Here is a 23118-nt window from a genome sequence, read left to right on the forward strand (position 1 = left end):
GAGCCGGTGTTAGTCCCACCAGCGGCGCTGGTGGGCAAATCGTTAGCTTTCTTAAATCAAAAGACGGTGGGCTGATATTCTCTAAGATGTTCAAAATCTTCTTGAATCGATTCTAAATGATGGCTTTGTGATGTTAAAACGCCTACACGATCGATGATAGATTGGCTATGATGGGTTAATTGCCCTGCTTCAACTTCCCACTGAATATCGTAATCACTGTTAAAATCCGGTAGTGAGAGCTTGCGGATTCTCCCTTCAGATTTAGCTAAGTAAGACCATATAAAATATTCACCTGTTACTTTTTGTTGAACAGACTTGGTGTGGCTTTGGCTTAGTACTGCTGCGCTGAGATCAGCGATATTAATGCCGTATGTTACTTCATACATTTTAACCACCATGGCTGCTGGTATTCTCGCTCCCACTTCTAAAAACACACATTCCCCATCTTGAATGAATAACTCTAAATGATAAATACCATCGTGATACCCTAAGGCTTTAAGGCAGTGGTTGGTAAAGTCAAAAATTTTGGACTGAATGTCTTTATCAAAGACGGGAAAGCTGGATAAATGCTTACCAGATTTAAAGTCTAGGTTTGGATACAAGTATTCAGAGCATGCCCTGAATATTGGCTTGGTATTGTAAATCACAAAGTCAGCGTGATACATGGTACCTGAAATAAACGCTTCAGCGAGAAATTGCCCTTCGTCGGTAGCATACTTGGCATGGTAGCGGTTGAGTTCTTCTTGAGAGTGGATTATTTCTACTGCAAAACTGCCCGCTGCATCAACTGGCTTTACGATGAAACTCTCACCCAGATATCCCGCTAAGTCATCATAATGATGAGAAAGCGTAAGTGATTTAGCGGTATTGATACCATGCTCCTCTGCAGTGGCTTTCATTAATGCTTTATCGGTAAAGCACCTAGCGTCACATGGCTTCATACCATGGATATCAAAATGCTCTCTAAGCTCGGCAGCAACAACGGTATTCGCTTCACTAGTGTTGATAATATGTATTTGGTGAGAGGCATATTGTTTAATGCAGTTTTGCAGCAACGGCAAGGTGGCTTGTATATCCAAACTAATAATCGGGCCACAGTAGGTGCCAGAATGGCTGATGATTATTTGTGTGAAATATTGCTGTATTTGCTGGGTTAAGTTTGGCGTTTCTTTTTCATCGGTCACTAAGATCAGATCATATTGATTTGCCAAGTTTGTTAATGAGTAGGATTGTAGGCCCACAGACGAGAGGAAGATGAGAATGTCTTTCATGGTTAGGTGCTCTGGGTGAGGGGAGGAGATTGGTTATATTGTTTAAGATAGTAATTAGCAGCCCATAAGTTAAATGGGCTGCCAATAACCAATCAATAGCTATTCATTCATAGCAAAAGACTGAATATCATCAGCAATAAATCCGCCCGTTTGATGCGCCCAAAGTTGCGCGTATATTCCGTTGTTTTCAATCAACTGTTTATGTGTGCCTTCTTCGACAATTTGGCCCTTGTCGAGCACGATAAGCCTGTCCATGGCAGCGATGGTTGATAAGCGGTGAGCGATGGCGATAACGGTTTTACCTTCCATGAGCTCATTGAGACTTTCTTGTATTGCGGCTTCAACTTCTGAGTCCAGTGCAGAAGTAGCCTCATCAAGAACCAGCAATGGGGCATCTTTAAGAAGCACTCTGGAAATGGCGATGCGTTGTCTTTGTCCACCAGAGAGCTTCACGCCCCTTTCACCCACTTGCGCATCATAGCCGACGTTACCAAACGGGTCGGTCAGCGATTGGATGAAGTCGTGCGCGTGTGCTTGAGTGGTTGCCCTGATAAGATCTTGCTCACTTGCATCTGGATTTCCATACAGAATGTTGTCCCTGATGGAGCGATGCAAAAGGGAAGTGTCTTGGGTGACCATGCCAATTTGAGCGCGTAGGGAGTCTTGGGTGACATCGGATATCACTTGATCATCGATCCGTATTTCTCCCCCTTCAACATCGTGAAAACGCAGCAGTAAATTCACTAATGTGGATTTTCCTGCCCCGGATCTTCCGACTAAACCGACTTTCTCTCCAGGTTGAATATTCAAATTGAGATGATCGATCACTCCTTTATTTTCGCCATAGTGAAAACTGACGTCATCAAAGGTAATCCCACCTTTATTCACCGATAAAGGTTTGGCATTGGGTTTGTCTTGGATATCGATGGGCTTAGACATGGTTTTCATTCCATCCATTACCGTACCCATATTCTCAAACAGGGCACTGACTTCCCACATGATCCACATCGACATACCATTGATACGTAACGCTAAGCTTATGGCGATAGCAATGGCACCAACCGAAATGGCACTGTTTGCCCACAAATAAATCGACAACGCCGCAATAGAAAAGACCAATATATAGTTGGTGATTTCCACAGCCACATCAAAGCCTGTTACGAGGCGCATCTGACGATAGACTGTCCCTAAAAAGCCTTTCATGCCTTTTTTGGCATAAATGGTTTCTCTATCACTGTGTGAGAACAATTTGACAGTTGCGATATTGGTATAACTATCAACGATACGGCCCGTCATGGTTGAACGAGCATCAGCTTGATCCGCAGCCACACGTTTTAATTTGGGGACAAAAAACAGCTGAATTCCTATGTAGCAGCACAGCCAAACCAGCATAGGGATCATTAGCTTCCAATCCGCTTGGGCAAGCAATACCACAATGGAGGTAAAATAGACCATTACGTAGACAAACACATCCATGGTTTTCATGACGGTTTCTCTAACGGCCAATGACGTTTGCATAACTTTAGTGGCGACTCGGCCAGCAAAGTCATCTTGGTAAAAATTTAAACTTTGCTTGAGAAGATAGCGGTGTGCCAGCCAACGAATCGACATCGGATAGTTGCCGAGTAGCGTTTGGTGAATGACAAGGGAGTACGCAATAATTAGTATTGGCATGACAACTAACAACAAAACGCTGTAGCCAATTAACATGCTGCTGTTATCGTGTAGAAAAGTCTCCGGGTTGCTTCTTGATAGCCAATCTACCAGCTTACCCATCGCGCCAAACAGTGACACTTCTACAATAGCGACAATGGTCGACATAATAGACATGAGAATCAGAGGTCGCTCAAATCCTCGCGTATAATAACGGCAAAATGCGAAGACCCCCATTGGCGGCTGGGAGGGTTCTTCATCGGGGAAAGGTTTCGTGAATCCTTCAAACTTCTTGAACATAAATATCCTAGAATGACTTGGTTGGGACAGTGAGAGCGTGAAATGGTTATGTTATACCCAAAGCTTAATAAATGTCACTGCTGTATTTATAGCGTCAACCAGTGCAAGTGGATTTATTGAGTTTTTTATATACAACCAGTAATGATTACTGGATTTTGTAAAATACGCAGTAATTGTGTTGATGTCGACGGGAAAAGAGTGTTGATTTCAGTAAAAATTACGTTAACAAGGTGTTTACAATCAAACCATACGATTTGTTATAGTGAGTAGCTGACATGCTCAAAGATTCAACGTTTTCACCAAACCAAAGTCCAGGTCTGCAAAATGCAAACTGTGTGGTCATGGTGCCACCAAAAGAGTTCAAGTTTAATGCTGAAACTGCAGGCGATAATGAATTTCAACAGCAACTGAATTTATCTAATGAACAAGTGCTAGAAAAAACCATGGCAGAGTTTGCCAACATGGTTGCTCAGTTGCGCGCTGAAGGCGTGCAAGTGGTGGAGTTCGATTACCCTCTGTCAGATGTCGAAACTCCCGATGCCGTGTTCCCAAACAATTGGTTTAGTACTACGCATGATGGCGCGTTTTATACGTTTCCTATGGCGTGCAAAAATCGCCAAGTGGAAGTTCGTCCTGACGCACTCATCGAAGCGCTAAAGCAGGCCGGTCGTGAAGTTAACAAACAGGTAGCATTGGAACAGTTCGCGGATAAAAACACCTTTTTAGAAAGTACCGGTGTGATGGTGATTGATCATGTCAATCGCACGATTTATGCTGCGCTTTCACAACGTTGCGACAAGCAGGTGCTAAATTACTACGCACAGCGGATTGGCTATGATCGCGTTGTGTCTTTTTCTACTGCTTTGCCTGGCAGCAACGCGCCGATTTATCATACCAATGTCATGATGGCCATTGGTGAGAGCTTCTGCGTGATTTGTGATGATGTGATATTGCCCGAAGAAAGAAAATTTGTCCTTAAGTCTCTTTCTAAAGACAAGCAAATTATTTCAATATCGGTTGAACAGATGAATCAATTTTGTGGCAATTTACTGCAACTGGAAACGGCTTCGGGGCAAAAAGTGATTGCTATGTCGCAGTCAGCTTACGATGCGTTCACTCCAGCTCAGCGTAGCCAACTTGCCAGTCACGGAAAGTTGTTGCCTTTTGATGTTTCAACCATTGAGCAAATAGGTGGTGGTAGTGTGAGGTGTATGTTGGGAGAGGTATTCTTACCAACAAAAGCTTAGACTAATGTCCATGGACAGATTCATTTAGCTGTTAAATGTTATCCCTATTTCAAACCAGAGCTCGCTATTGCCGCTCTGGTTTTTCTTTTTGAGCCTCGATCACCGATGGATGGATTTCGATTTGTTATAAAAGTAGTCTAACTACAGGGAAGTGTAATAATGAAAAAATACTTAATGTTGACGGCTATGGCACTAACACTTGCGTTTTCTAAATCCAGTATGGCTGAGCTTATCGTGCTCGCTTCTCCACCTGATTCAAGCGGATATTATCACCAGCACGTTGATGATATCGTCGATTTCCAAATTAATTACGCTAAGCACATCCTAGACAACGATGATGATGTGCTGATTTTAACGGCTAACGAATTTTATAAAACCTATGTAAAAGCGCTGGGTAAGGATCACGTGTTAGTGTTCCCAATGGACGATATATGGATGCGCGATTTTACCTTGACTAACCCTGGTGGTACGCCGATTGCGTTTCGTTATACGGCTGAGGGCCAAGCTGGCAATCCGCACCCACAAGAGGTTGCCGATGAGGTGCAGGATACGTTTTTTCAGTTAGTCGAAGACGCGGACTTGCATTACAAAGAAACCGATCTGCTTAATGATGGAGGTAACGTCGTTGATGACTACGCTGGTAACGTCATTATGAGCACCAAGTTCTTGCGCGATAATCACCTCAACGAAGATCAGGCTCGAACTAAGCTGAAAGCACTAATGGGAGCCAAGCATATCGCGTTCATTGAAGCTGATGAGTTAGGCGGCTTAGAGCACGCCGATGGCGTAGCAAGTTTTGTCGACGAGAACACAGTCGTGGTCAATGACTATCCAACCGATCAGGCTTATACGAAAGAGCTTAAGGATGAGTTAAAACGTCAATTGCCTGGTGTACACGTTGTTGCGATTGCTGCTCCTTACGATGCAAACTCGACAGTTGATCCTAAATTTCCATCTGCTTGTGGCTTGTATACGAACATGTTGGTGACTCCAGATAGCATTTACTTCCCTCAATTTGGCATTCCTGAAGACAAAATTGCGATTAAGCAGTTGCAAGCTGTCACGGATAAGAAAATCGTACCCGTTTCTTCCCAAAGTATATGTGGAATGGGAGGCGGCGTGCGTTGTATGTCTTTGCAACTCAGAGGGGAGAACGCGCAGAGGTTAATGCATTATGTGCGATCTGAAAATCATTAAACGTATGCGTCGCATCGAACTTTTAGGTTAAACGGATAGTAACTAGGAGTGGCGTCATGGAAAAACAGAGAATAGCAATTGACGGGTATGAGCTGTATGAGCCTGTTAACGTGACCTGTGGATTTGTGTTTTTGTTTACAGTGATAATTTACGTCTTAGCGCTGTTCGGTATCGAGTATGAACCTCTAACCACATTTATGGGATACCTAGCTTTGTGCGTGGTGATGGTTATCGCCGGTCCCCGGTTAAGGATTTGGGTAAGAAGTGATGATACCCATGTTAAGCAAATCGAAGCTAAGCAAATCGAAAATGATGATGTGAAGTAAAGGTTAGGGAGTGTGTATAAACTTCAAAAGCCCGCTCCTTTCCTTCAACCTTATTGAGGTGACTCCAGGAGCCGGGCTTTTCTTAGTTTATTTCCTTAGTTCGGCGTAATATCCACTTTGTTGACTTGAAAACCGGTAGAGCGCACAAGCTCATGTTCAAATTGATTGGTTGCTTTGTTTAATTTTTCTTCTGCGCTAACGAGTAATAGCTCTTGGTCATTGTCGGATAAAGGCCGGGTATAAGACATACAGAATTGATCTGTTTCGCTGGTTGTGCCATCTTCGTGATAGGTCTTCTCTGTAAACAGTAACGGCTTTTCATCTGGCCAACATTGCTCAAAATCATTGCCGTCGAGTTGATATTTCCTGTCTTTTGATACTACAGACTCTAATGTTTCTTTCCAGTGAGGGGTGGATTTGCAGTCGAACATATACCACATGCTGATCTCTTGGATGCCAGCTTCATCATCGCCATACATTTGAACTTGCAAGTAGCCATCATCGTCTGTGTAGTAGCGAAGAAGCTTATATTGATCGTCAATATTCACTTCACCCACCGCTTGAATGATTTGTGTACTGGCGGCACCTTCTATGGTTAACTCCGCTTCACGCGTTCTTAACAGTAACGGATTGATGGTAAATGAACCGCCAAGTTTTAAACCCAATATCTCAGGTGCCTTGATGCTGTTAGCATCTACAGTTTGCTTATCTTCTCGGCCGAAGAGTTTAGAAAAAAAAGAACTCATATCTACTCCAATAAAAAGACGAGCAACCTCTCAGCGGGCTTTCTAACACCGTTTACTGGAGGTGGCTCGTCATTGTTACTCATTTATAAAGTCAGCTATTAGCGCTTACTTTGATTGAGGATTCGCTCAAGCTCACTTTCTGAGGAAGAAGGACTATTTGCCGCCGCTAGCTTGGCATCGAGGCTAGACATTGAATCCTGATCTTGGGCGAGCTCTGCGGCGGCCTCTAATTCCGCGGCTTTACGCTTTTGATTGGCTTTAATTCGTTCTAATGAATCCAAAGCCGTTTTGGTTTTAGAGTTACTGCCTGACACAGCTGATAGCGTCGTTTTTTGCGCGCGCTGCATGGATTCCGTGGCTTTCACTAAATCCAGCTCTTGATCTAAGTGTTTGATGCGTGATTTGCACTCAGTGACTTTGCTGCGCATAGTCGTTTCTGCTTCTAAAAACGTAGACTGGCGAGTCTTTTCAACCTCTAGCTGGTCTCTAAGGTTCATGACTTCCTGAGCACATTCCAAAGCCAGCTCTTTATTGCCCGCTTCGCTTTGTTTTATGGCTTGTTGCTCATATTTGTCAATATTCGACTCTATAGCGGCGACATCATTATCGGCAAGTTTACGCTGGGCGATAATACTGGTGAGCTCTCTATCGGTTTTGTCTAGTTCGCTTTTTGCCTCGCGGATCTGCTGGCGCAGTTCGGTGATGCTATTTTGATCAGCTATCTCTTCTGCTTTGTCGTTAAACAGTCCTAAACCAATTTTAAATAATCGACCTAATGCCATGGTTAATCCTTATATTAATGTGATGATACGTTTAAGAAATCGTGGGAAAAATGAAGTATGGTTTGAACATTTTGGAACAGCACTTCAACTTCGAGGGCGATATTTTCATAGATGGATTTTGATGAAAGAGCACCGAAAGCACAGTAGTACGGCTGCTGATCTACAACAGTTTTTGCCACGCCAGATAACGGTAACGCTTTTTGCTCGTACATAATGGCATTATCGAATTCAGCTTGGTCGATGACCGTGCTTACAGGAAACAGTAACGTCTCAATTAAGATTTGCGAGTCGGATTTGACCATGATGGCAGTGAGGCCGTCTGCGTTGGTGATGGAAAGAGATTCACCATGGGTTTCTACACTCCAATCGTGTTCACACTGATTCAGAAATGCATTTATTTCAGTTAATGACATAGTGTTAACTTCCTTTAGTTGAGAATAATATGTGGTATAAACCGCGCGACATCGTCGGTTATTCGGTTGTCAGATTCCCTAAAGCTGACGCCTGTCGCCGTTTGACCAATCATCCAGCTGCCGACGACGCTGTAGCCACTTTGAAATTTGGCAAGCGGAGCAAACTGTTGAACAATATGGCCTTCTTCACCATAAAATCCTGTGGTGGATTCTATGTGCTCATCGTTAATGGAAATGGAGATATTCGCGCCTTCCCGGCTGTAAATTGGTTTGATGACTTTGCGGCTTAGTTGGCGCGACTTAGGGTCATCGGCAAAATAACACTCAAGTAAGTTGTCATGATGCGGATAAAGTTCCCATAAAATTGGCAGCAAAGCTTTCGAAGATAGCAGCACTTTCCACAGTGGCTCAATGAATCGACAACCGCTGTCAGCAATGTAGTCTGCGTATTCGTCGAACAAGGCAAATTCATACGGGTAAAGTGAAAATAGGTTACTTATCGGCTTTTTATTGTGGTCGGCAAATCTGTAGTCCATCGTCAAATGCACTTGACGAATGTCTGTAATTACTGGTTCCCATCCGGCTTCCTCCGCACAAGCGGCGAGATAAGTAACGGTTCTTAGATCTTCAGCTGAATCCTCGTAACACGCAAAGTGCAAGATATGGTTATCCGGCTGCTTGGTTGTTTTTAAAAAATTAAATTGCACGATCAACTGCTCGTCGTGCGAATTAAATTGATCGACATCTCGGGGGAGGGCATTGGCCGAAACGTTACATTTCAGCCAATCCCACGCCGCGACGGATGCTTCAAATATTGAGGTCGGCGTTTGTGCGTTGTATTCAAGCATTTTCGGCTGATCGATACCGTTCCAAGCGAAATCAAACCTACCGTATAGATAGGTTTGATCTTCTTGCCATGACCTGCGTAGTAAATCGTGATGCTTGTTTGGTAGGCCAAATTTGTCCAATAAGTCATGTTCAAATACATGTTTCACGGCGTTAATGCACATCTGATGCAAATTCTCTGTGACGGCATCGATTTGGTCTACTTGCGCCATCGTCAGCTGAAAATATTTGTCCTCAACCCAGTATGGGTGCTTAGCTGACACCTCATAAAAATCGAATCCAAACTGACACATTCGATCTTGCCAGTTTTCTCTAGGCAGGATACTGCGTTGCAACATGGTTTACCTATCCCCCAAAAAATCCGCCTCGCGCACTACCGGTACTGCCAAATCCACCATAACTTCTTGTCGCAACGGGTTTGGTTGCGTGATAGCTCGAATGAGAGGATGATTGGTAGCTGGAGTTGGAGTTGGAGTTCGAATAGGTGGATCTAGATGAATGGTAGTGTGAATCTCCGCCAGAGGAGCCAGTACGTGCGGTTCCTGAACTGATGTAATAGTTGTTGGAGTCGTCATGACTATCACTGTACGAGCTGTTGGACGGCTGGTAACTAACCTGGTCGGTGTGTTTTATTTTGGCTAGGCCATCCAAAAAAAGGCCAGTATTGGATGTGACGTTTTTCGATACATCATGACAAGATTCGTTTGGCCCCGTTTCAACCAATTGGCCGATTTTCGAGGTACAAAATGGCTGTCGGTCTTTTCTGTGAAAGTCGACGGCATGCCCATCAATATTGGTACTTCTTTGGAAGATATCTCCATTGGCAAAAAATGCTTTGCGATAGAAGTGTGAACGAGGGTTTGAAGTGGTAAAGAAAGGTTGAATATGCGCAGAGCTGCCCATGTGGTCAACCACGAATCCAGCCATCTTGGGTTGCCAATAACCTTTACGCTCCACACACACATCTGGGCCGAAATCAGTACGGCACTCTTTTTCGAGTAAATATCTTAGCGCGGTTCTTTTTGCTTCTTTCTCTGCTGTATCAAATGCCGCGTCACATTGTGCTTTGGTGTATTTAGACTGGCACTTGGTGTGACTGGTATAAACATGAGCATTTTCTTGCGAGCAGCCCTGTAGTAATGACACAGCGGAAATACCGCCAATATAGAAAAGAATGGATGTCCTATCGCCAATTCGATGCTTAGCTAAGTTGACAGCCCCTATTTTTTTTCGGCGACCGGATAACAGAGTACTTCGTGTAACGCGATGCTTATTTTTCATGCCGAAGTTCCTTAGTACGTCATACATCCAGCGTTGAGTAAACCAACGGCAATATAAAAAGCAGCGGCGATGATAGCGGCTTGCACTTCATCGTTTTCGATACGTTCAACAAACTTGGGCATAAAGACAAATCGAACGATCACTATTGCCAGAATTTGGGCAATCAAGGCAACTAAGCTCCAAATCGCAAAATCATAAAAATTGACGGCGTTTTGTAGAACACCATTAATCGCGAGAGCATAGCCAATGACCGAACCTGAAAGTGCGACAGAGGCGGCGGTATTTTTATGCTCTTTGATCAACGTCCATTCTTTATACGGTGTGACAAGGGTGCATATATAAATGAAAGCAATAACAAATACTAAAGAGGCGGCAAAGTGGGCAGAAAAATTTCCTAGTACGTGTAAGTCAATATACTTCATTGACTAGAACTCCTGTATGACATGGATGAGAGAAGGTGAGAGTGCTTATGCAACGGCGCTGAATTATAAGCAGGGTGGATTAGATTGCAAGGTATTTATTATTGTTTTTCAATGCCTTGATATGTTTTAACGTGTTATTAAGCCTCTCTGGTTTCAAACGAAATACATTAGAGGTAGCTAACGTTATTCAGCGTCTAACTTTCAGGTGTGATAGCGATAAACTCAATGTGCATACGCTCGAAAGGTGTTGGTCACCAAACCCTTGCCATTCAAGTACAGAGGTTTAATTAACAAGAGGTTATTGTAATTTTGACGGCTATCTATTAGGTTTGCTCAACACTCAACTTAAAGAGGTGATAGTCCTGATGTTAACCGTAATGATTCACGCCAAAATAAAACCGCAATTGCTTGATGAATTCATCGAGTTGGCTTCTTTGCTAACGAAAGAGACCCGCGGCGTAAGAGAGGGGTGCTTGGCCTATGCGTTCAACCAGCGCAGTGACGAGCCTTGCGAATTTGTGGTGTACGAGCAATGGGAAAGCCAACAAGCGTTAGATGCGCATATTGAGCAGATCATTTTGCTATTAGGTCCACCAAAAGAAGGCGAGTTGTTACCGGAAAAGCTAATGAATTGCTTTGAAAGTGTTACCCCAGTTTTCTACAACCAGATATGATCAGGGTTTTAGGGAAATAGACGTATGAGTTATCCAATAGAAGGTTCATGTCAGTGTGGTAATGTGAGTTACCAGCTGCTTCGAGAGCCGAAAATGGTGGTGGCCTGCCACTGTAAAGAATGTCAGAAATTGTCCACGAGCGCATTCAGTATCACCGCTGTGGTTGATGTTAACGATGTTGAGTTTAGCGGAAACATGTCGGACTGGAGCCGAGTGGCTGATAGTGGAAACACCAACAGCGCCAAATTCTGTCCAACTTGCGGCAATCGAATCTATCATTTTGACCCTGACCAACCAGGGATGATTAAGCTCAAGCCAGCTAATCTGTCTGATACCAGTATCATTCACCCAACCGCGCACGTTTGGGTGAGTGAAAAGCAAGATTGGTTTACCATCCCTGAAGGTGTGCAGGCGTTTGATAAACAGCCTTAACATATTGATGTAACATGGGTATATAGTGTGTCACCTATCTGCCGGATGATTGACTCCGTCATTGGTGACCACATTTTCGATGTCAAATGGATTGACGTCTTCTAGACAACCTACATTGTAACCGTATTCACTGGGAACAGAGCGGCGCTGGTGATGTGTGTAGATGCCACACTTGGAGCAAAAATAGTGCTTCGCGGTGTTGGTATTAAACTGATATAGGGTTAGAAATTGCTCACCTTGAACTATTTTTATTCCATCTAACTTTACTGATGCGACAATCGCTCCTTTTCTGCGACAAATTGAACAGTCACACCTCCTAGGTTTTTCTATGCCATTTGGTAGTGAAAGCTCTAACACAACTGAACCACAATGGCATTTGGCTCTATGAATTGGCTTAATTTCCGTACGTCCGACTGTTTTTATCATGACTGTCCCCCTAACCGTTCTCTGCTAACCAGTGGTAAGTAAAATTGAGTGGGCTCACCTTAACCCGGAGCCATCTAAAATGAAATGCTTTTCATAATGCAGGTCTTTAGAACCAATCTTTTATACCCAAACTACTTCAAGATGCAGGATTCAGAGCGATGTGAGTGGCCCGATTTAAGGAAAAGGTCTGCAGGAATGGCCATCCATTTCAAAGGCCTTTGACGCGAAAGTGGGCCACTCACACCGCTCCCAAAGGGCGAGTAGATAAGGCTCCACTGCGTCGTTAGAGATATTCGGCGTAGAATAACTATGCCTCATATCTCTGCCTAGCATTGAAGCCTTATCTATCTCGCTGAAACTCGCATCTTGAAGTAATTTGGGTATACATTAGTAAGATCTATGTTGGGGTTTGATAAATAATTCAACGTGTTATCTACCAATTTCTGTGCTGTGACGATATTATGGACTGACTTATTCGAACAGGGAATTAGTGATATGAAAGTAAAACATGCAACACTCGTTTCAACAATCGCAATACTTGTCGGCGCAGGGACTGCCGGAGTTGCTTTTGCCAAATCTCTTAAGAATCAATCTAGTTCCGATCAAAGTCAATTTACCATTGATCGCCATAACATGATTGATAATCTCAATCTGGTCGACAGCTTTACCATTAGTGCGAGCGACATCCAAGACGCCATCATTAGAAATTCGAACAAGACGGTAACCTTAGGTACATTTTGCTCTTATTCTAATCACAAAAATAAAGAGTTACCTCTAACGGTGTCGAGTCGAGATGGTTCGTATAAGTTGGTGGGTACCGGGAAAGTGTCTGGTCTGAAAGTGAACTACCAAGTCGCTGTGAATAACGTCAACATGCCGTATAACCGGGCTACCATTGTGACGGCTAAGGGTGGTAAAGATCATACAAGCTGCCGAGGATTTGCTGAGCAAATTAAGCTCACCATTCCTGCCACGGACTTGAAAGCAGCCAAAGCTGGGACATACAGAGCCAGATTAAACTTGGCGACCTCATCAACTTAACAGGATAGTTCGCCCTATTTATTGCCAATAATGTAGTAGGTTTATAAATGCAAAAAACAATTGTCGCGGTCATGTTATTGCTATTTGCACCTTTCACCTTTGCGAAGGCCTTGATTGGTGTGAGTGCTCCCGTAGTGGAGTTTAGTCAGGGTCAACGCAATGAATTTGTTACGGTTAAGAACTCGGGAGATACGAAAGCGTACATAGGTATTTTTGTGTACGACTCGGACAAACCGCAAAGTGAGCAGTCACAAAAAGATACGCTTAAGCCATCTTACAAAGTGATTGTGTCGCCGCGAAAAATGATTTTAAAGCCTAACCAAAGTAAAAGGTTGCGAATCACAAACCTAACTAAAAACATTAAGGCAGATAGGGTGATCGATATCGTTATCGATCAAGTGGTTCCGAACAAAAGTAAGTCGTCAGCGGCGGCACAAGGAGGTTTGGGAGTAAGCGTTCAAGGCTCAATCCTACGTGTCGTTAGAGTCTATATCAGGCCAGACGTATTAAAGCCTCATTTAGATTATCAAGTGACGAGTCATAACCACAACAGAGAGGTACTGTTCACCAATAACGGAAACACCAGCATTAGCCTTGTTGGCATACAAGCTTGCACCTCAGATGACCAGTGTAAACCTATTGGACCTGTCACTCTGTTTCCCAACACCAAAGACAGTTTAGTGGCCCCAGAGGACTCAAAGTACATTAAGCTTGAGAAGAAAATCGCCAATAAAGTTGACGATGTGGTCATCGAATTAAGCTAATTATGCTCTGCAACAACTAACTGATTCATCGTGAAAGTGTCAAAAAATAGAAAGCGTTACGCTTTCTATTTCATTTTTGTAGTCTTGCTATCTTGTTTTACCTTTGGGTATAAGGCTTACGCAAATGCCGACATCCCAGAGGGGTTTGAGAACATAAGCGATGACGAAACCACGATTGTTGATGTCTACTTTGGCCAGCAGGATTTGGGCAGTTACTTGGCCAGTTTCAACAGTGAAACGCTTACCTTTCAAGAGCGCAGTGAACTGTTTAATAAGCTGAAAGGGGTGATAAAAAAAGAGTACTTACCCCTTATCAATCGACGGTTATCTGAGACGCTAAATGCAAATACCGCCCTAGCTTGTACCCAAGGTGAACACTGTGGCTATATCATGCCAAAGACCTTATCGGTGATACTCTACCGCGACAGTTATAAGGTCAGCCTTTTTATCAATCCTGAGTTACTCAAGAAAAGTTCTGACACCGCAAACTATCTCGCCGACTCGACAGCGGGGTTGAGCGCCATTAATCAGCTCAACGGCAATATGACGGGAGGAAACAGAGCCAGTACCGATTACATTCTTTCCCATCATGCTCGTGTGGGGTATGGCAACTGGGATATGAACTTGGAGGACAGTTTTTCTGGTACGAGCAACGACACCGAGAGTACTCACTATTATTCAGTGCAAAACTTAAATGCCAGTTATCGAAAGCAACAATATATGACTCAAATGGGGCTCCAAGATACCCAAAGTACGCTCATTATCCCCCAGTACAAGGTGTTAGGTGTCAGTGTCTCCACGAAAACGGATCTGATGAGTGATTACCAGTCTCAGATAGCGACCCCGATTGAAGTGTCTCTTGTCTCTCCAAGTTATATTGAAATCTATAAAGACAACCGTCTTGTCACAACCCAGTATTACACACAAGGCAATCACTACCTCGATACCAGTTTGCTTCCTACCGGGACATACAGCATTACCCTGAAGACCATTTCCATTAACGGGCAGACTTCCAGTCGCACTGCGTATTTTGTGAAAACCGATGCGCTTCCGTTGTATAGTCTACCGAACTTTTATATCAGCTATGGAAAAGTCGCCGATATAGATAACACAGAGACGTTTCCCCATATTCGCAGCGTGGACAGCATTAATGTATCGGCGGAGCAAAGAATTCATGACTTTTTTGGCGTTGCTGAACACGCAGTCTTGCTTGGCAACAATGAGTTTATTGGTGAAATCGAGTTCATTAGTCAGCTACCACAAGTGTCCATTATTGCCTCATCTGCGGCGAGTAACTTTGGTGATTATGGGATCGGTTTGGCGATAAGCGGCTATATCCATGATGTAAGTGTTAGCACCATTTACAGAAGGATATGGGCGAATGAGAACTCCGATAGCCAGCATGTCAACGAATATGTCTCCGATAGCTTGGATTCTAGCAGCCGAATCAGCACCGATTTTAGCTACCAAATATCCGATACCATGTTGGACTTCGGTCTAGGCTATGGGCTGGAGAATCAACAAACTACGCACTTTTATTCATTTAGCGTCGATCATAAATTCCACATCAGTGACCGAACGTTATTAGATGTGGATCTAAGCACAAGCGTTAACCAAGGTGAGAATAACTTGTTTCTTACCTTTACTTTGAATTTTGACAACAGTGATGGTGGATTTGACTATGCCATTACTTCTTATGCCGAACGAGTGGACGATAAAACGGCAAATCAAACCGATAATACTTTAGGTATGGGTATTGAAGCGGGCAAGCACGTTAATATAGGTAACTCGAGTAATTATTCTTTATCAGAGCTGAATGCGAGTTCTAAATCCCACTATCTCTCGCAATTTATTTCATCGGAAACACCGTCGACGAATTTCAATGCTCAAACGACCGTTAATCGACGTGATAATAAGACAAGCACCTTGTATAACCTCAAAGGTTTTACTAGCCATGTTTACACAGCAGAGCATCATGGCGCTTTTTCAGGTCAAGAAAGTGATAGTGGTGTTATGTTGCACGTCTATTCCCCGAAAACGGGCCAATACGACGTGCTTGTCAATGGACGCACAGCAATGACCATCGAGGGCAACAAGAGCTACTTCTTATCTTTACCTAGCTTTCAAACTTACGACATTGCGATTTCGAGTCGAAGCCATGATTTAAGGGTGTTGGATTCAAAACGTATCGTGACTTTGCACGAAGGCAATGTTCAAGATCTCGATTGGGATGCTCAATCGTCCTACCTGCTCATCAGCCAGTTTATCTCGCCATCCGGTACCCCTATCAAAAATGCAGATATTGAAGGGGGTGCGGAATTCGCGCAAACCGATGAAGAGGGCTTTTCACAAGTGGATATGCTAGCAGGGCATTCATTAACCTTGGTTGGCAGCCATGGCCAGCATTGCCAAGTGAATACTGATGCGATCAAGCCAGAAGATGATGTGGCGTACGTTGATTCTCTAGTGTGTTATCCGGTCCAATGAAAGCCATATATTAAAATATTAATGACGACAAAGTCGTGACTAAGGATATCGCCAGAATCGTTAGAAAGATGGAATAGGCGAACGAATCTGACATTGATTGGCGCAGCCAATTTCCCAAACGAGTGGCTGGAAAGCCTGCAACAACAGCGACTAATGCCCCAGGAAGATAGATAAAACCGACGCTGCCAGTGGGCAGGCTTGGTGCACCTAATCCTGCCACGATGTAAGTGACGGCACCAATAAATGCCACAATGGAAGACAGTAAAGACGATTGTGCCGAACAGGTGTCCATTTTATAACCATGATGTTTCAAATAAGGGTTGATATAGGTGGCGCATCCTCCGCCGTTCAAAGAACCAGAAAGACCAGCAAGAACAGAAAAAGGACCAGCCACAAATTTATTTGGCATCCTCGCGTGGCTGGTCATGTGAGCTGCCGTTTTTGTTGACGCCGTTCGAAATGATCGGACTAGAATGACAACAATGACAGCGGCAAGGAAAAGGGTAAGGAATGTCTTATTGAGTTGGCTACCTAATGCGCTGCCAAGTAAAGCGCCGAGGCCGATGCCCGGAGCTAGCAGAGTGCTGATTCTCCAATTTAGGCTGCCATTTCTAATATGGTGGTATGAGGCGCTCAAGCCATTTAAGCAGACAATACTCAAGCTGGTGCCAAAGGCGATGTGAGCCAAAGTGGCTGAAGGAATATGCAGTAAAGGCAATATCCATAACATCATGGGGACAGCGATAAGTGCGCCGCCTAAGCCCAACATGCCAGAGAAAATACCGCAAATGAGCCCAATGATTAAAAACAGAAATAGTATCGTGAACATGGTTATCACAACCTCATAGTATCTAACAAACAACACTATTTTTAACCAGAAAATCACGCGTAAGTTGTAGAATGAGGCGAATTACCGATACTATTAGCTCATGAAGCTTATTATTCGTGGGTCTGTCATATCAAAAAAAGTCAAACCATCGCGACACTGCCTGCTGATAGCGCATGGCGCTGCATTCGTCGCTCATACGTGAAGCATAAATTCAAATGGCATTGCCACCCTGAGTATCAAATTATCCTGATAGAGCGCTGTAATAGCGGACGACTTTACGTGGGAGAGGATACGCTGCCATTATCAGACTCGTGTTTATTCGTGATTCCACCAGGCGTACCTCATTATATGTCCTCTGATGGTGACAAGTTCATTGGCTATGAGCTGGACTTGGATGTGAACTGGCTGCAATCATTTTCTAAGTTTCAATATCCAGCCGCACCGCAATTTATCCACAATATCAAACAGACATACCAAGCGAGCGCTGAACTCAGTGAACGCCTATTGCACGCTTTTCAAGACCTGAATGATCATCCAGATTGGAGCGACCGATTGTTTTTTGTGATTAATCAACTGGCTAGCATGCGCAACCTTTCGGCTGTTGGGCCTGTTGAGGATGTGAGCCGGAGTTTAGATCCAAGGTTGGTTGAGGCCGTTCAATATATGCTGGCCCACTATCGGGAGAAGGTATCAATGGAGGAGATTGCCACTCAAAGCCATGTTAGCGTCTCGACGCTGAAAAGACTGATGAGCAATTATTATGGTAAGTCAGTGACGGAGTTTTTATGGCAGCTACGTATTGGCTATGCATGTGAGCTGCTCGTTTCGACAGTGAAGCCCATTGCGCTGATTGCAGAGCTAAGTGGCTTTGCCAATATGAGTCACTTCAATAGAACGTTTTTGTCTTTGAAAGGTAATACCCCCCGAGAATATAGAAAAATATTCCAAGTGAAACGGCATTAATATGGTTTTGATGCTTTTCATAAAACAAATTTTAAAGAGTAAATATTTCCTTGATAGTTAAAATGTGAATAATTTGTTTTTATTTTTGTGGCTACACATGTGAAAAAAACATCGTATGATTGACGGTGAAATATAAAAAATATCAGCATTAAGCTTTTGTCTAAAAATGCTTTTCCCATTGGATTACCGATGTAATCCATCATGTCTGATGAGTTTTTACCTTGTCATAGGAGCAAGTTATGTCAGTAGCATCGAATCCTTACCAGTGGCTGGTTCTAGGCGCTGGACCTGCTGGGGTCGCGGTGGTTGGAAATCTTTTAGAAAATGGTATTGCTCCTTCCGAAATCATTTGGGTTGATCCTTATTTCCAATCAGGAGATTTTGGTCGGCTTTGGGGGGAAGTCAGTGGTAATACTAAGGTGCGCGACTTTTTAAATTATTTTAATGCGTTAAAAACCTTTCGCAACCTTCTCCAGAAACAGCATTTCCCCGTGTTTGATAAATCTCTAGACTCTATTTGTTTATTGGGAGAGATAGCAGAACCACTGACTTGGTTAACCAATCAGCTTAGATTAAAAGTCAATATACATCAGGGCTGGGTGGAGCAGATAGAAAACAAGGGACACACCAACATTATCGCGATGAAAGATGGCGCAAGCATCGCTGCGAAAAAAATTGTGCTGTGCACTGGTGCGAACCCCAAGTACCTAGACTTTCCTTCTGCGCCACAACGAATCGATTTAGAAACCGCATTGTCACCCGCCAAACTTGCTCAGGCTGTGGATGGTAATGATAGGGTAGCAGTGTTCGGCTCTTCGCATTCAGCCATTATCATTATTCGCCAATTACATGAGCTTGGTGTTCAACGCATCGATAATTTTTATCGTAATAGCTTGCGTTTTGCTGTTCCTATGGAGGGCTGGACGCTGTATGACAATACCGGCTTAAAAGCCGATACTGCTCGTTGGGCGATAGATACCTTATGTCACAATTGCCCAGATCACATCGTTCGCCATGTATCCAACGAGCAAAATATTCAGCGCTTTTTGCCTGAATGCAGCAAGGTCATTTATGCGACAGGGTTTGAGCGCCGTAGCCCAAGTTTTTCCGCTATCGATGCCAATCAGTATGATTGTTTCACCGGAATTATTGCTCCTGGAGTCTTTGGCGCAGGTCTTGCCTACCCACTAAAAATTAGAACGCCACTCGGTGATTCTGAGTTTGATATTGGGCTGTGGAAGTTCATGAAAGGCATGCAAAAAGTGTTACCAATTTGGTTGAAGTACCCTTAGGGCTTTGCCTTAAATACAAGGCTTAGGACTGTATACCCAAGTTTGTTTCCAACCCTGTCGGTTGAAGCAACTTGGGTATTTTTCTTTTCCATACCATCTGCAGTTAAATCAGTGACTACCTCCCGCTTTCAAGTCAAATAAGGGTTTTACACAGTTTAAGCTTGGGCAACTCTCACTTTAGAGCTGAAAAAATTGAAATTATCTCAATAAGTTATTAGAAATTAACTATGAGTTACTTCTACTAATTGAAGCAAGGAATCATTCAACCAGTGGACGTTTATATAACTCAGTTCAGAATGTAGCTCTGGGCTTGGTCGTCAAGAGAATGAGATGTCTAAAGGGATGTATATGAAGGCGTATAGGCAAATTCGTTTTGGGTGGCTCGGTGTGTTGTGTTTGATGGCGGTTGCACCGTTCTCTAACGCCACCAGTACTGACGATTGGGGAGAAGTCAGTGATATTGGCTCGACGGGCCTTGTGGTGGCAGCTTTGGCTGTTCCTACCTTCAATGGAGACTGGCTGGGGCTTCAGCAAGCCAGTGTTAGTATTGTCACCGCTTCTGGAATTGCGATATTAGGTAAAGCGGCGGTGAACAAAACTCGGCCAGACGGCTCGGATCGAAAGAGCTTTATTTCCAACCATACCTCGACCGCCTTTGGCGCGGCGACAACACTAAGTATTCGTTATGGTTGGCAGGTTGCGATTCCCGCTTACAGTGTTGCCACCTTAGTTGGTGTCGGCAGAGTGAAAGCCGATAGGCACTACTGGGAAGATGCGGCATTAGGTGCGCTGGTCGGTACTGTCGCTGGTTGGACGTTTACCACGCCTTCTCGCTACCAATTGCAAGTCATACCTTGGGCGAGTCGAAGAGAGGCGGGTGTGATGGTAGCGATGAATTGGTGATGTGTTATTGCATGCCCCCCAAGATTTGCCTTTTTACAAACCATAGTTGCAGAACAGGCAGCAAAAACCATTGAGCGACTGGAGACAGCCCTATGCCAAACCAAGGTATGATGGGCATCAGTTCTCCATAATGCCAGCGATTCAAAGGTCCGGTTGCCAAGAGTTCAAACGCAAGCGTAATGGCTATCCCAATAACAAGGAAATAGGTGATACTGAATTTATTTCCTGTTATGACCCAATCTCGGGACCGAGATAACAAGCATGCCCCCCAAAAGGCGATCAGAGAAATAACAACATCGCCCAAAGTGGCTCTTGTGCAATGAAGAATGACATTGTAATACGGCACGTGAGAGAAGTCGCCGAATAACGGCATTTGGAATAGCTCCCAGATAAAATTGAGCAAGAAGGCAAATATTGCGATATGAAGCTCGGGTAGATTCATCAAGTTTTTTAAACTGAGTTGTGCCATCTTTTGCCTCTCCAACGATATAAACGATGTCGTTCAATATAACTTCAATCGAAGAAATACGCTTGTGCATTTTTGCATTAGCACTGTGAATCCTACAAGAAGCCTGTCGCAGAAGTACGCGAAGGCAGCGTAAAAAACGTTAGATACGACAGATCGCGTCTAAAATATTTAATATAGAATGTATTGGGTTGGTACATGCGGTAGAAATCTCTCCAGCCTCTTATACTAAGAATGACTTGAGGTATAAACACTAGAACCGGTAGCAAGTGATGGATAGTGAAAATCAAGAAGTGGTTATTATTGTTGGCCACAAAGTGATTCAAGATAACCACTCGAAATTCTTTGAGTGGTTAGACAAAGTGAAGGCGGTATGCGGAAACTTTGAAGGTTATTTGGGGACCGAAACGTTGCACACAAGAGAAAATGAGTACACGTGCATTTATCGATTCTCAACCCTTGATAATCTCGAACGCTGGATGGCTTCAGAGCAGCGTACTAAGCTGATGGAAGAAAAAGTTGATATCGTTGAAGAGGACAGTCAATACACTCATCATTATGGGCTAGAGTCTGTCTACCACAATAAAACGATTGGCAAAAAAGATCCTACCAAAATCGAGTTAATGCTACTCACTTTTATCGGTCTGTTTCTTCCTGTTTATTTCATTCCCGGTTGGTTGGCGAAAATCGAGCAACTGCCTAGCATTGCGATTACTATTCTATCCTTAATCATAACCGTTGTTTTGATGAACTATGTGATTATGCCGATTCTGTTTTTCTTGTACTACAAAGTTCGGCGCTGAATAATTGCCATAATTTGAGTGCACGAACGCTAATGCACTCCATACTAAGAGGGCACACTTAGTGCGCCATAGCAGGCGTTTTGTTCTTTTCTGAAATATGATCCGTTTTCATGCTTAGTGCAACGAAGATGCCCAGCGCCATCAAAATGATCAGAAGCCATGCTGCGTGATGAAAACCCACCAAAAAACCACCTTGCGCGGAACGAGCCAGCAATAACCCAAATGCGGCCCCTAAGTTGCCACCGAGTTCTTGGATCGACGAATACGTGCCTGTCGCAATTCCCGCTTGTTGAACAGACAAGGTGGACACAGCCACCGTTGTTGTCGGCCCCCAAACTAGCGATGTCGCGATGCCAAAGCTCGCCATCGAGGCGATGACTATCATTGGGTTTGCCGAACCATCAAGGGCAAGCAAGAGTGCAGCTGACATTACGGCAAAAACAAAGCCTGAGGCAATCCAATATTTGGCTTGGTGGACGTTATAGCGTTTGCCGACTAACAAGGACAAGAACACTTGGGGTAGTGGCAGGAAAATCATCACCAAACCCACCTGAACCACTGAATAATGAGCAACAGACTCAAGAAATAGCGGAACCAGTAAAAACACACTCCAAGTAAAAAATATCAATAAGCTACTGTTAATTGACGCCTTTAAAAACAGAGGATTTTTGAGTAAGTCTGCTCTTAAAATTGGCATGTCAGCTCGCTTTTCGACTTTGACTAACGCTAATGTACTTAAAACGCAGACGAGCAGTGAAGTGAGGATCCAGTGGATAGACAAGCTGCCATATTCAACAATAGCAAAGACTAAACTACCAAGAGCGAGTGTCACCAAAATGGTTCCTGCGATATCTAGGTGCGCAGCATCATGGTCATTTTTGGATTCGCTAGCAAATTTTATCACCAAGAAGCTTGAGATGAGGGCGAGAGTTAAGACAAACCAGTAAATCGAGCGCCAGCCTAAATACCCAACCAGCATTCCGCCCACAATCGGTCCCATCGCTAACGAAATCCCTATCACCATCGCCCAAAGACCAACGGCTTTTCCTCTTTGATGCTCTGGGAACTCAAGAGACATCATGGCCTGCGAAGCAGACAGCATAATCGCATTGCCCAGCCCGGTAAAAAACTGTAGAGCGATGATCACCCCAATACTTTGACTCAACGCGTCACCAATCATCGCTAAGCTGGTGCATGCTAAACCAAATACAAAGATTTTCTTTCGGCCAAAAATGTCAGCGAGTCGTCCAAATGTCACCAAAAACGCACAGCCAACAATACCAAAAATATTGACGATCCACTGAGCTTCAATCAGCTTGGCATGCAGCTCTTTGGTTATCGTAGGTAGAGACACATTCATGAGTGGGTAATAGATACTTATCGCCACGATCCCCAAGCAAATACCGAGAATACTAGGGATGTTAAGTGATGGATTCACTTTGCCCATAGCCTAACCTCTAAAACAAATTAATTTAACAAGATGATGAAATATCGGACTGTAAACAGACCTAGGTAGGAGAGGGGTGTATTATAATCGCTAAAAACGTGATCTGT

24 protein-coding genes are annotated in these 23118 nt (G+C 43.8%); 12 read left to right on the plus strand and 12 right to left on the minus strand.

Going from position 1 to position 23118, the window contains the following annotated elements; genetic code table 11:
* Positions 1 to 56: 56 nt before the first annotated feature.
* Together M9194_RS09750 and M9194_RS09755 are read right to left on the minus strand one after the other, a co-directional pair.
* Positions 57 to 1271 (minus strand): ATP-grasp domain-containing protein, encoded by a 1215-nt coding sequence (locus M9194_RS09750; protein WP_250612443.1) that lies wholly within the window; start codon positions 1269 to 1271, stop codon positions 57 to 59.
* Positions 1272 to 1370: 99 nt separating this feature from the next.
* Complete coding sequence (locus tag M9194_RS09755) at positions 1371 to 3224, minus strand: ABC transporter ATP-binding protein (RefSeq protein ID WP_250612444.1); 1854 nt, start codon at positions 3222 to 3224, stop codon at positions 1371 to 1373.
* A gap of 275 nt (positions 3225 to 3499) precedes the next feature.
* Between M9194_RS09755 and ctlX the strand changes: the two genes are divergently transcribed.
* The 3 genes from ctlX to M9194_RS09770 all read left to right on the plus strand — a co-directional run bounded on the left by ctlX (position 3500) and on the right by M9194_RS09770 (position 5994).
* A complete protein-coding gene (ctlX, locus tag M9194_RS09760) occupies positions 3500 to 4471 on the plus strand; it encodes a citrulline utilization hydrolase CtlX (protein WP_250612445.1) in 972 nt (323 codons plus the stop codon).
* Positions 4472 to 4630: 159 nt separating this feature from the next.
* Positions 4631 to 5668 carry an agmatine deiminase family protein gene (locus M9194_RS09765; RefSeq protein ID WP_250612446.1) on the plus strand — a complete coding sequence of 346 codons (1038 nt, stop codon included), beginning with the start codon at positions 4631 to 4633 and terminating at the stop codon, positions 5666 to 5668.
* 56 nt (positions 5669 to 5724) lie between these two features.
* Positions 5725 to 5994 carry a hypothetical protein gene (locus M9194_RS09770; protein ID WP_250612447.1) on the plus strand — a complete coding sequence of 90 codons (270 nt, stop codon included), beginning with the start codon at positions 5725 to 5727 and terminating at the stop codon, positions 5992 to 5994.
* Between the two features lie 95 nt (positions 5995 to 6089).
* Here the strand turns inward: M9194_RS09770 and M9194_RS09775 are convergent, their stop codons facing one another.
* The 6 genes from M9194_RS09775 to M9194_RS09800 form a co-directional block, all read right to left on the minus strand.
* Entirely contained in the window at positions 6090 to 6740 is a 651-nt protein-coding gene (locus M9194_RS09775; RefSeq protein WP_250612448.1) for a DUF2491 family protein, read from the minus strand.
* Between the two features lie 98 nt (positions 6741 to 6838).
* Entirely contained in the window at positions 6839 to 7522 is a 684-nt protein-coding gene (locus tag M9194_RS09780) for a PspA/IM30 family protein (RefSeq protein ID WP_250612449.1), read from the minus strand.
* Positions 7523 to 7536: 14 nt separating this feature from the next.
* Positions 7537 to 7935 carry a DUF2170 family protein gene (locus M9194_RS09785; protein WP_250612450.1) on the minus strand — a complete coding sequence of 133 codons (399 nt, stop codon included), beginning with the start codon at positions 7933 to 7935 and terminating at the stop codon, positions 7537 to 7539.
* A 14-nt stretch (positions 7936 to 7949) separates the two neighbouring features.
* Positions 7950 to 9119: a glutathionylspermidine synthase family protein gene (locus tag M9194_RS09790; RefSeq protein WP_250612451.1), complete on the minus strand. Its 1170-nt coding sequence runs from the start codon at positions 9117 to 9119 to the stop codon at positions 7950 to 7952.
* A 7-nt stretch (positions 9120 to 9126) separates the two neighbouring features.
* On the minus strand, positions 9127 to 10062 hold the full coding sequence (locus M9194_RS09795; RefSeq protein WP_250612452.1) for a DUF1190 domain-containing protein: 936 nt from the start codon (positions 10060 to 10062) through the stop codon (positions 9127 to 9129).
* Between the two features lie 11 nt (positions 10063 to 10073).
* On the minus strand, positions 10074 to 10484 hold the full coding sequence (locus tag M9194_RS09800) for a DUF350 domain-containing protein (protein WP_250612453.1): 411 nt from the start codon (positions 10482 to 10484) through the stop codon (positions 10074 to 10076).
* 365 nt (positions 10485 to 10849) lie between these two features.
* On the opposite strand from M9194_RS09800, the gene M9194_RS09805 reads away from it, so the two are divergent.
* Together M9194_RS09805 and M9194_RS09810 are read left to right on the plus strand one after the other, a co-directional pair.
* On the plus strand, positions 10850 to 11158 hold the full coding sequence (locus M9194_RS09805; RefSeq protein ID WP_250612454.1) for a putative quinol monooxygenase: 309 nt from the start codon (positions 10850 to 10852) through the stop codon (positions 11156 to 11158).
* 24 nt (positions 11159 to 11182) lie between these two features.
* On the plus strand, positions 11183 to 11590 hold the full coding sequence (locus M9194_RS09810) for a GFA family protein (protein ID WP_250612455.1): 408 nt from the start codon (positions 11183 to 11185) through the stop codon (positions 11588 to 11590).
* Positions 11591 to 11620: 30 nt separating this feature from the next.
* Here the strand turns inward: M9194_RS09810 and M9194_RS09815 are convergent, their stop codons facing one another.
* On the minus strand, positions 11621 to 12013 hold the full coding sequence (locus M9194_RS09815; RefSeq protein WP_250612514.1) for a GFA family protein: 393 nt from the start codon (positions 12011 to 12013) through the stop codon (positions 11621 to 11623).
* A gap of 498 nt (positions 12014 to 12511) precedes the next feature.
* Here M9194_RS09815 and M9194_RS09820 point away from each other — a divergent pair, with 498 nt between their 5' ends.
* Genes M9194_RS09820 through M9194_RS09830 form a run of 3 tightly spaced genes read left to right on the plus strand, consistent with a single transcriptional unit; the run spans position 12512 to position 16308 of the window.
* Positions 12512 to 13057, plus strand: a complete 546-nt coding sequence (locus tag M9194_RS09820; protein ID WP_250612456.1) for a hypothetical protein — start codon at positions 12512 to 12514, stop codon at positions 13055 to 13057.
* Between the two features lie 47 nt (positions 13058 to 13104).
* On the plus strand, positions 13105 to 13821 hold the full coding sequence (locus M9194_RS09825; RefSeq protein ID WP_250612457.1) for a fimbrial biogenesis chaperone: 717 nt from the start codon (positions 13105 to 13107) through the stop codon (positions 13819 to 13821).
* Between the two features lie 30 nt (positions 13822 to 13851).
* On the plus strand, positions 13852 to 16308 hold the full coding sequence (locus M9194_RS09830) for a TcfC E-set like domain-containing protein (RefSeq protein WP_250612458.1): 2457 nt from the start codon (positions 13852 to 13854) through the stop codon (positions 16306 to 16308).
* A gap of 10 nt (positions 16309 to 16318) precedes the next feature.
* Here the strand turns inward: M9194_RS09830 and M9194_RS09835 are convergent, their stop codons facing one another.
* Complete coding sequence (locus M9194_RS09835) at positions 16319 to 17137, minus strand: sulfite exporter TauE/SafE family protein (protein ID WP_250612459.1); 819 nt, start codon at positions 17135 to 17137, stop codon at positions 16319 to 16321.
* Between the two features lie 183 nt (positions 17138 to 17320).
* Here M9194_RS09835 and M9194_RS09840 point away from each other — a divergent pair, with 183 nt between their 5' ends.
* From M9194_RS09840 to M9194_RS09850, 3 genes are all read left to right on the plus strand, one after another.
* Positions 17321 to 18100 (plus strand): AraC family transcriptional regulator, encoded by a 780-nt coding sequence (locus M9194_RS09840; RefSeq protein WP_348772046.1) that lies wholly within the window; start codon positions 17321 to 17323, stop codon positions 18098 to 18100.
* Between the two features lie 239 nt (positions 18101 to 18339).
* Positions 18340 to 19392: an FAD-dependent oxidoreductase gene (locus M9194_RS09845; RefSeq protein WP_250612461.1), complete on the plus strand. Its 1053-nt coding sequence runs from the start codon at positions 18340 to 18342 to the stop codon at positions 19390 to 19392.
* Between the two features lie 330 nt (positions 19393 to 19722).
* Entirely contained in the window at positions 19723 to 20295 is a 573-nt protein-coding gene (locus tag M9194_RS09850) for a phosphatase PAP2 family protein (RefSeq protein WP_250612462.1), read from the plus strand.
* Between the two features lie 4 nt (positions 20296 to 20299).
* Here M9194_RS09850 and M9194_RS09855 read toward each other — a convergent pair whose 3' ends face one another.
* Entirely contained in the window at positions 20300 to 20764 is a 465-nt protein-coding gene (locus tag M9194_RS09855; RefSeq protein WP_250612463.1) for a hypothetical protein, read from the minus strand.
* 269 nt (positions 20765 to 21033) lie between these two features.
* On the opposite strand from M9194_RS09855, the gene M9194_RS09860 reads away from it, so the two are divergent.
* Positions 21034 to 21564: a putative antibiotic biosynthesis monooxygenase gene (locus M9194_RS09860; RefSeq protein WP_250612464.1), complete on the plus strand. Its 531-nt coding sequence runs from the start codon at positions 21034 to 21036 to the stop codon at positions 21562 to 21564.
* A gap of 58 nt (positions 21565 to 21622) precedes the next feature.
* On the opposite strand, the gene M9194_RS09865 is transcribed toward M9194_RS09860, so the two are convergent.
* On the minus strand, positions 21623 to 23011 hold the full coding sequence (locus tag M9194_RS09865; RefSeq protein WP_250612465.1) for an MFS transporter: 1389 nt from the start codon (positions 23009 to 23011) through the stop codon (positions 21623 to 21625).
* Positions 23012 to 23118 lie beyond the last annotated feature (107 nt).

This window comes from Vibrio sinus (assembly GCF_023634645.1).
Lineage (GTDB): Bacteria > Pseudomonadota > Gammaproteobacteria > Enterobacterales > Vibrionaceae > Vibrio > Vibrio sinus.

Coding starts and splice junctions, on each gene's coding strand:
- M9194_RS09750 (WP_250612443.1), bottom strand. CDS start 1,271: ATGAAAGACATTCTCATCTTCCTCTCGTCTGTGGGCCTACAATCCTAC.
- M9194_RS09755 (WP_250612444.1), bottom strand. CDS start 3,224: ATGTTCAAGAAGTTTGAAGGATTCACGAAACCTTTCCCCGATGAAGAA.
- ctlX (WP_250612445.1), top strand. CDS start 3,500: ATGCTCAAAGATTCAACGTTTTCACCAAACCAAAGTCCAGGTCTGCAA.
- M9194_RS09765 (WP_250612446.1), top strand. CDS start 4,631: ATGAAAAAATACTTAATGTTGACGGCTATGGCACTAACACTTGCGTTT.
- M9194_RS09770 (WP_250612447.1), top strand. CDS start 5,725: ATGGAAAAACAGAGAATAGCAATTGACGGGTATGAGCTGTATGAGCCT.
- M9194_RS09775 (WP_250612448.1), bottom strand. CDS start 6,740: ATGAGTTCTTTTTTTTCTAAACTCTTCGGCCGAGAAGATAAGCAAACT.
- M9194_RS09780 (WP_250612449.1), bottom strand. CDS start 7,522: ATGGCATTAGGTCGATTATTTAAAATTGGTTTAGGACTGTTTAACGAC.
- M9194_RS09785 (WP_250612450.1), bottom strand. CDS start 7,935: ATGTCATTAACTGAAATAAATGCATTTCTGAATCAGTGTGAACACGAT.
- M9194_RS09790 (WP_250612451.1), bottom strand. CDS start 9,119: ATGTTGCAACGCAGTATCCTGCCTAGAGAAAACTGGCAAGATCGAATG.
- M9194_RS09795 (WP_250612452.1), bottom strand. CDS start 10,062: ATGAAAAATAAGCATCGCGTTACACGAAGTACTCTGTTATCCGGTCGC.
- M9194_RS09800 (WP_250612453.1), bottom strand. CDS start 10,484: ATGAAGTATATTGACTTACACGTACTAGGAAATTTTTCTGCCCACTTT.
- M9194_RS09805 (WP_250612454.1), top strand. CDS start 10,850: ATGTTAACCGTAATGATTCACGCCAAAATAAAACCGCAATTGCTTGAT.
- M9194_RS09810 (WP_250612455.1), top strand. CDS start 11,183: ATGAGTTATCCAATAGAAGGTTCATGTCAGTGTGGTAATGTGAGTTAC.
- M9194_RS09820 (WP_250612456.1), top strand. CDS start 12,512: ATGAAAGTAAAACATGCAACACTCGTTTCAACAATCGCAATACTTGTC.
- M9194_RS09825 (WP_250612457.1), top strand. CDS start 13,105: ATGCAAAAAACAATTGTCGCGGTCATGTTATTGCTATTTGCACCTTTC.
- M9194_RS09835 (WP_250612459.1), bottom strand. CDS start 17,137: ATGTTCACGATACTATTTCTGTTTTTAATCATTGGGCTCATTTGCGGT.
- M9194_RS09845 (WP_250612461.1), top strand. CDS start 18,340: ATGTCAGTAGCATCGAATCCTTACCAGTGGCTGGTTCTAGGCGCTGGA.
- M9194_RS09850 (WP_250612462.1), top strand. CDS start 19,723: ATGTCTAAAGGGATGTATATGAAGGCGTATAGGCAAATTCGTTTTGGG.
- M9194_RS09855 (WP_250612463.1), bottom strand. CDS start 20,764: ATGGCACAACTCAGTTTAAAAAACTTGATGAATCTACCCGAGCTTCAT.
- M9194_RS09860 (WP_250612464.1), top strand. CDS start 21,034: ATGGATAGTGAAAATCAAGAAGTGGTTATTATTGTTGGCCACAAAGTG.
- M9194_RS09865 (WP_250612465.1), bottom strand. CDS start 23,011: ATGGGCAAAGTGAATCCATCACTTAACATCCCTAGTATTCTCGGTATT.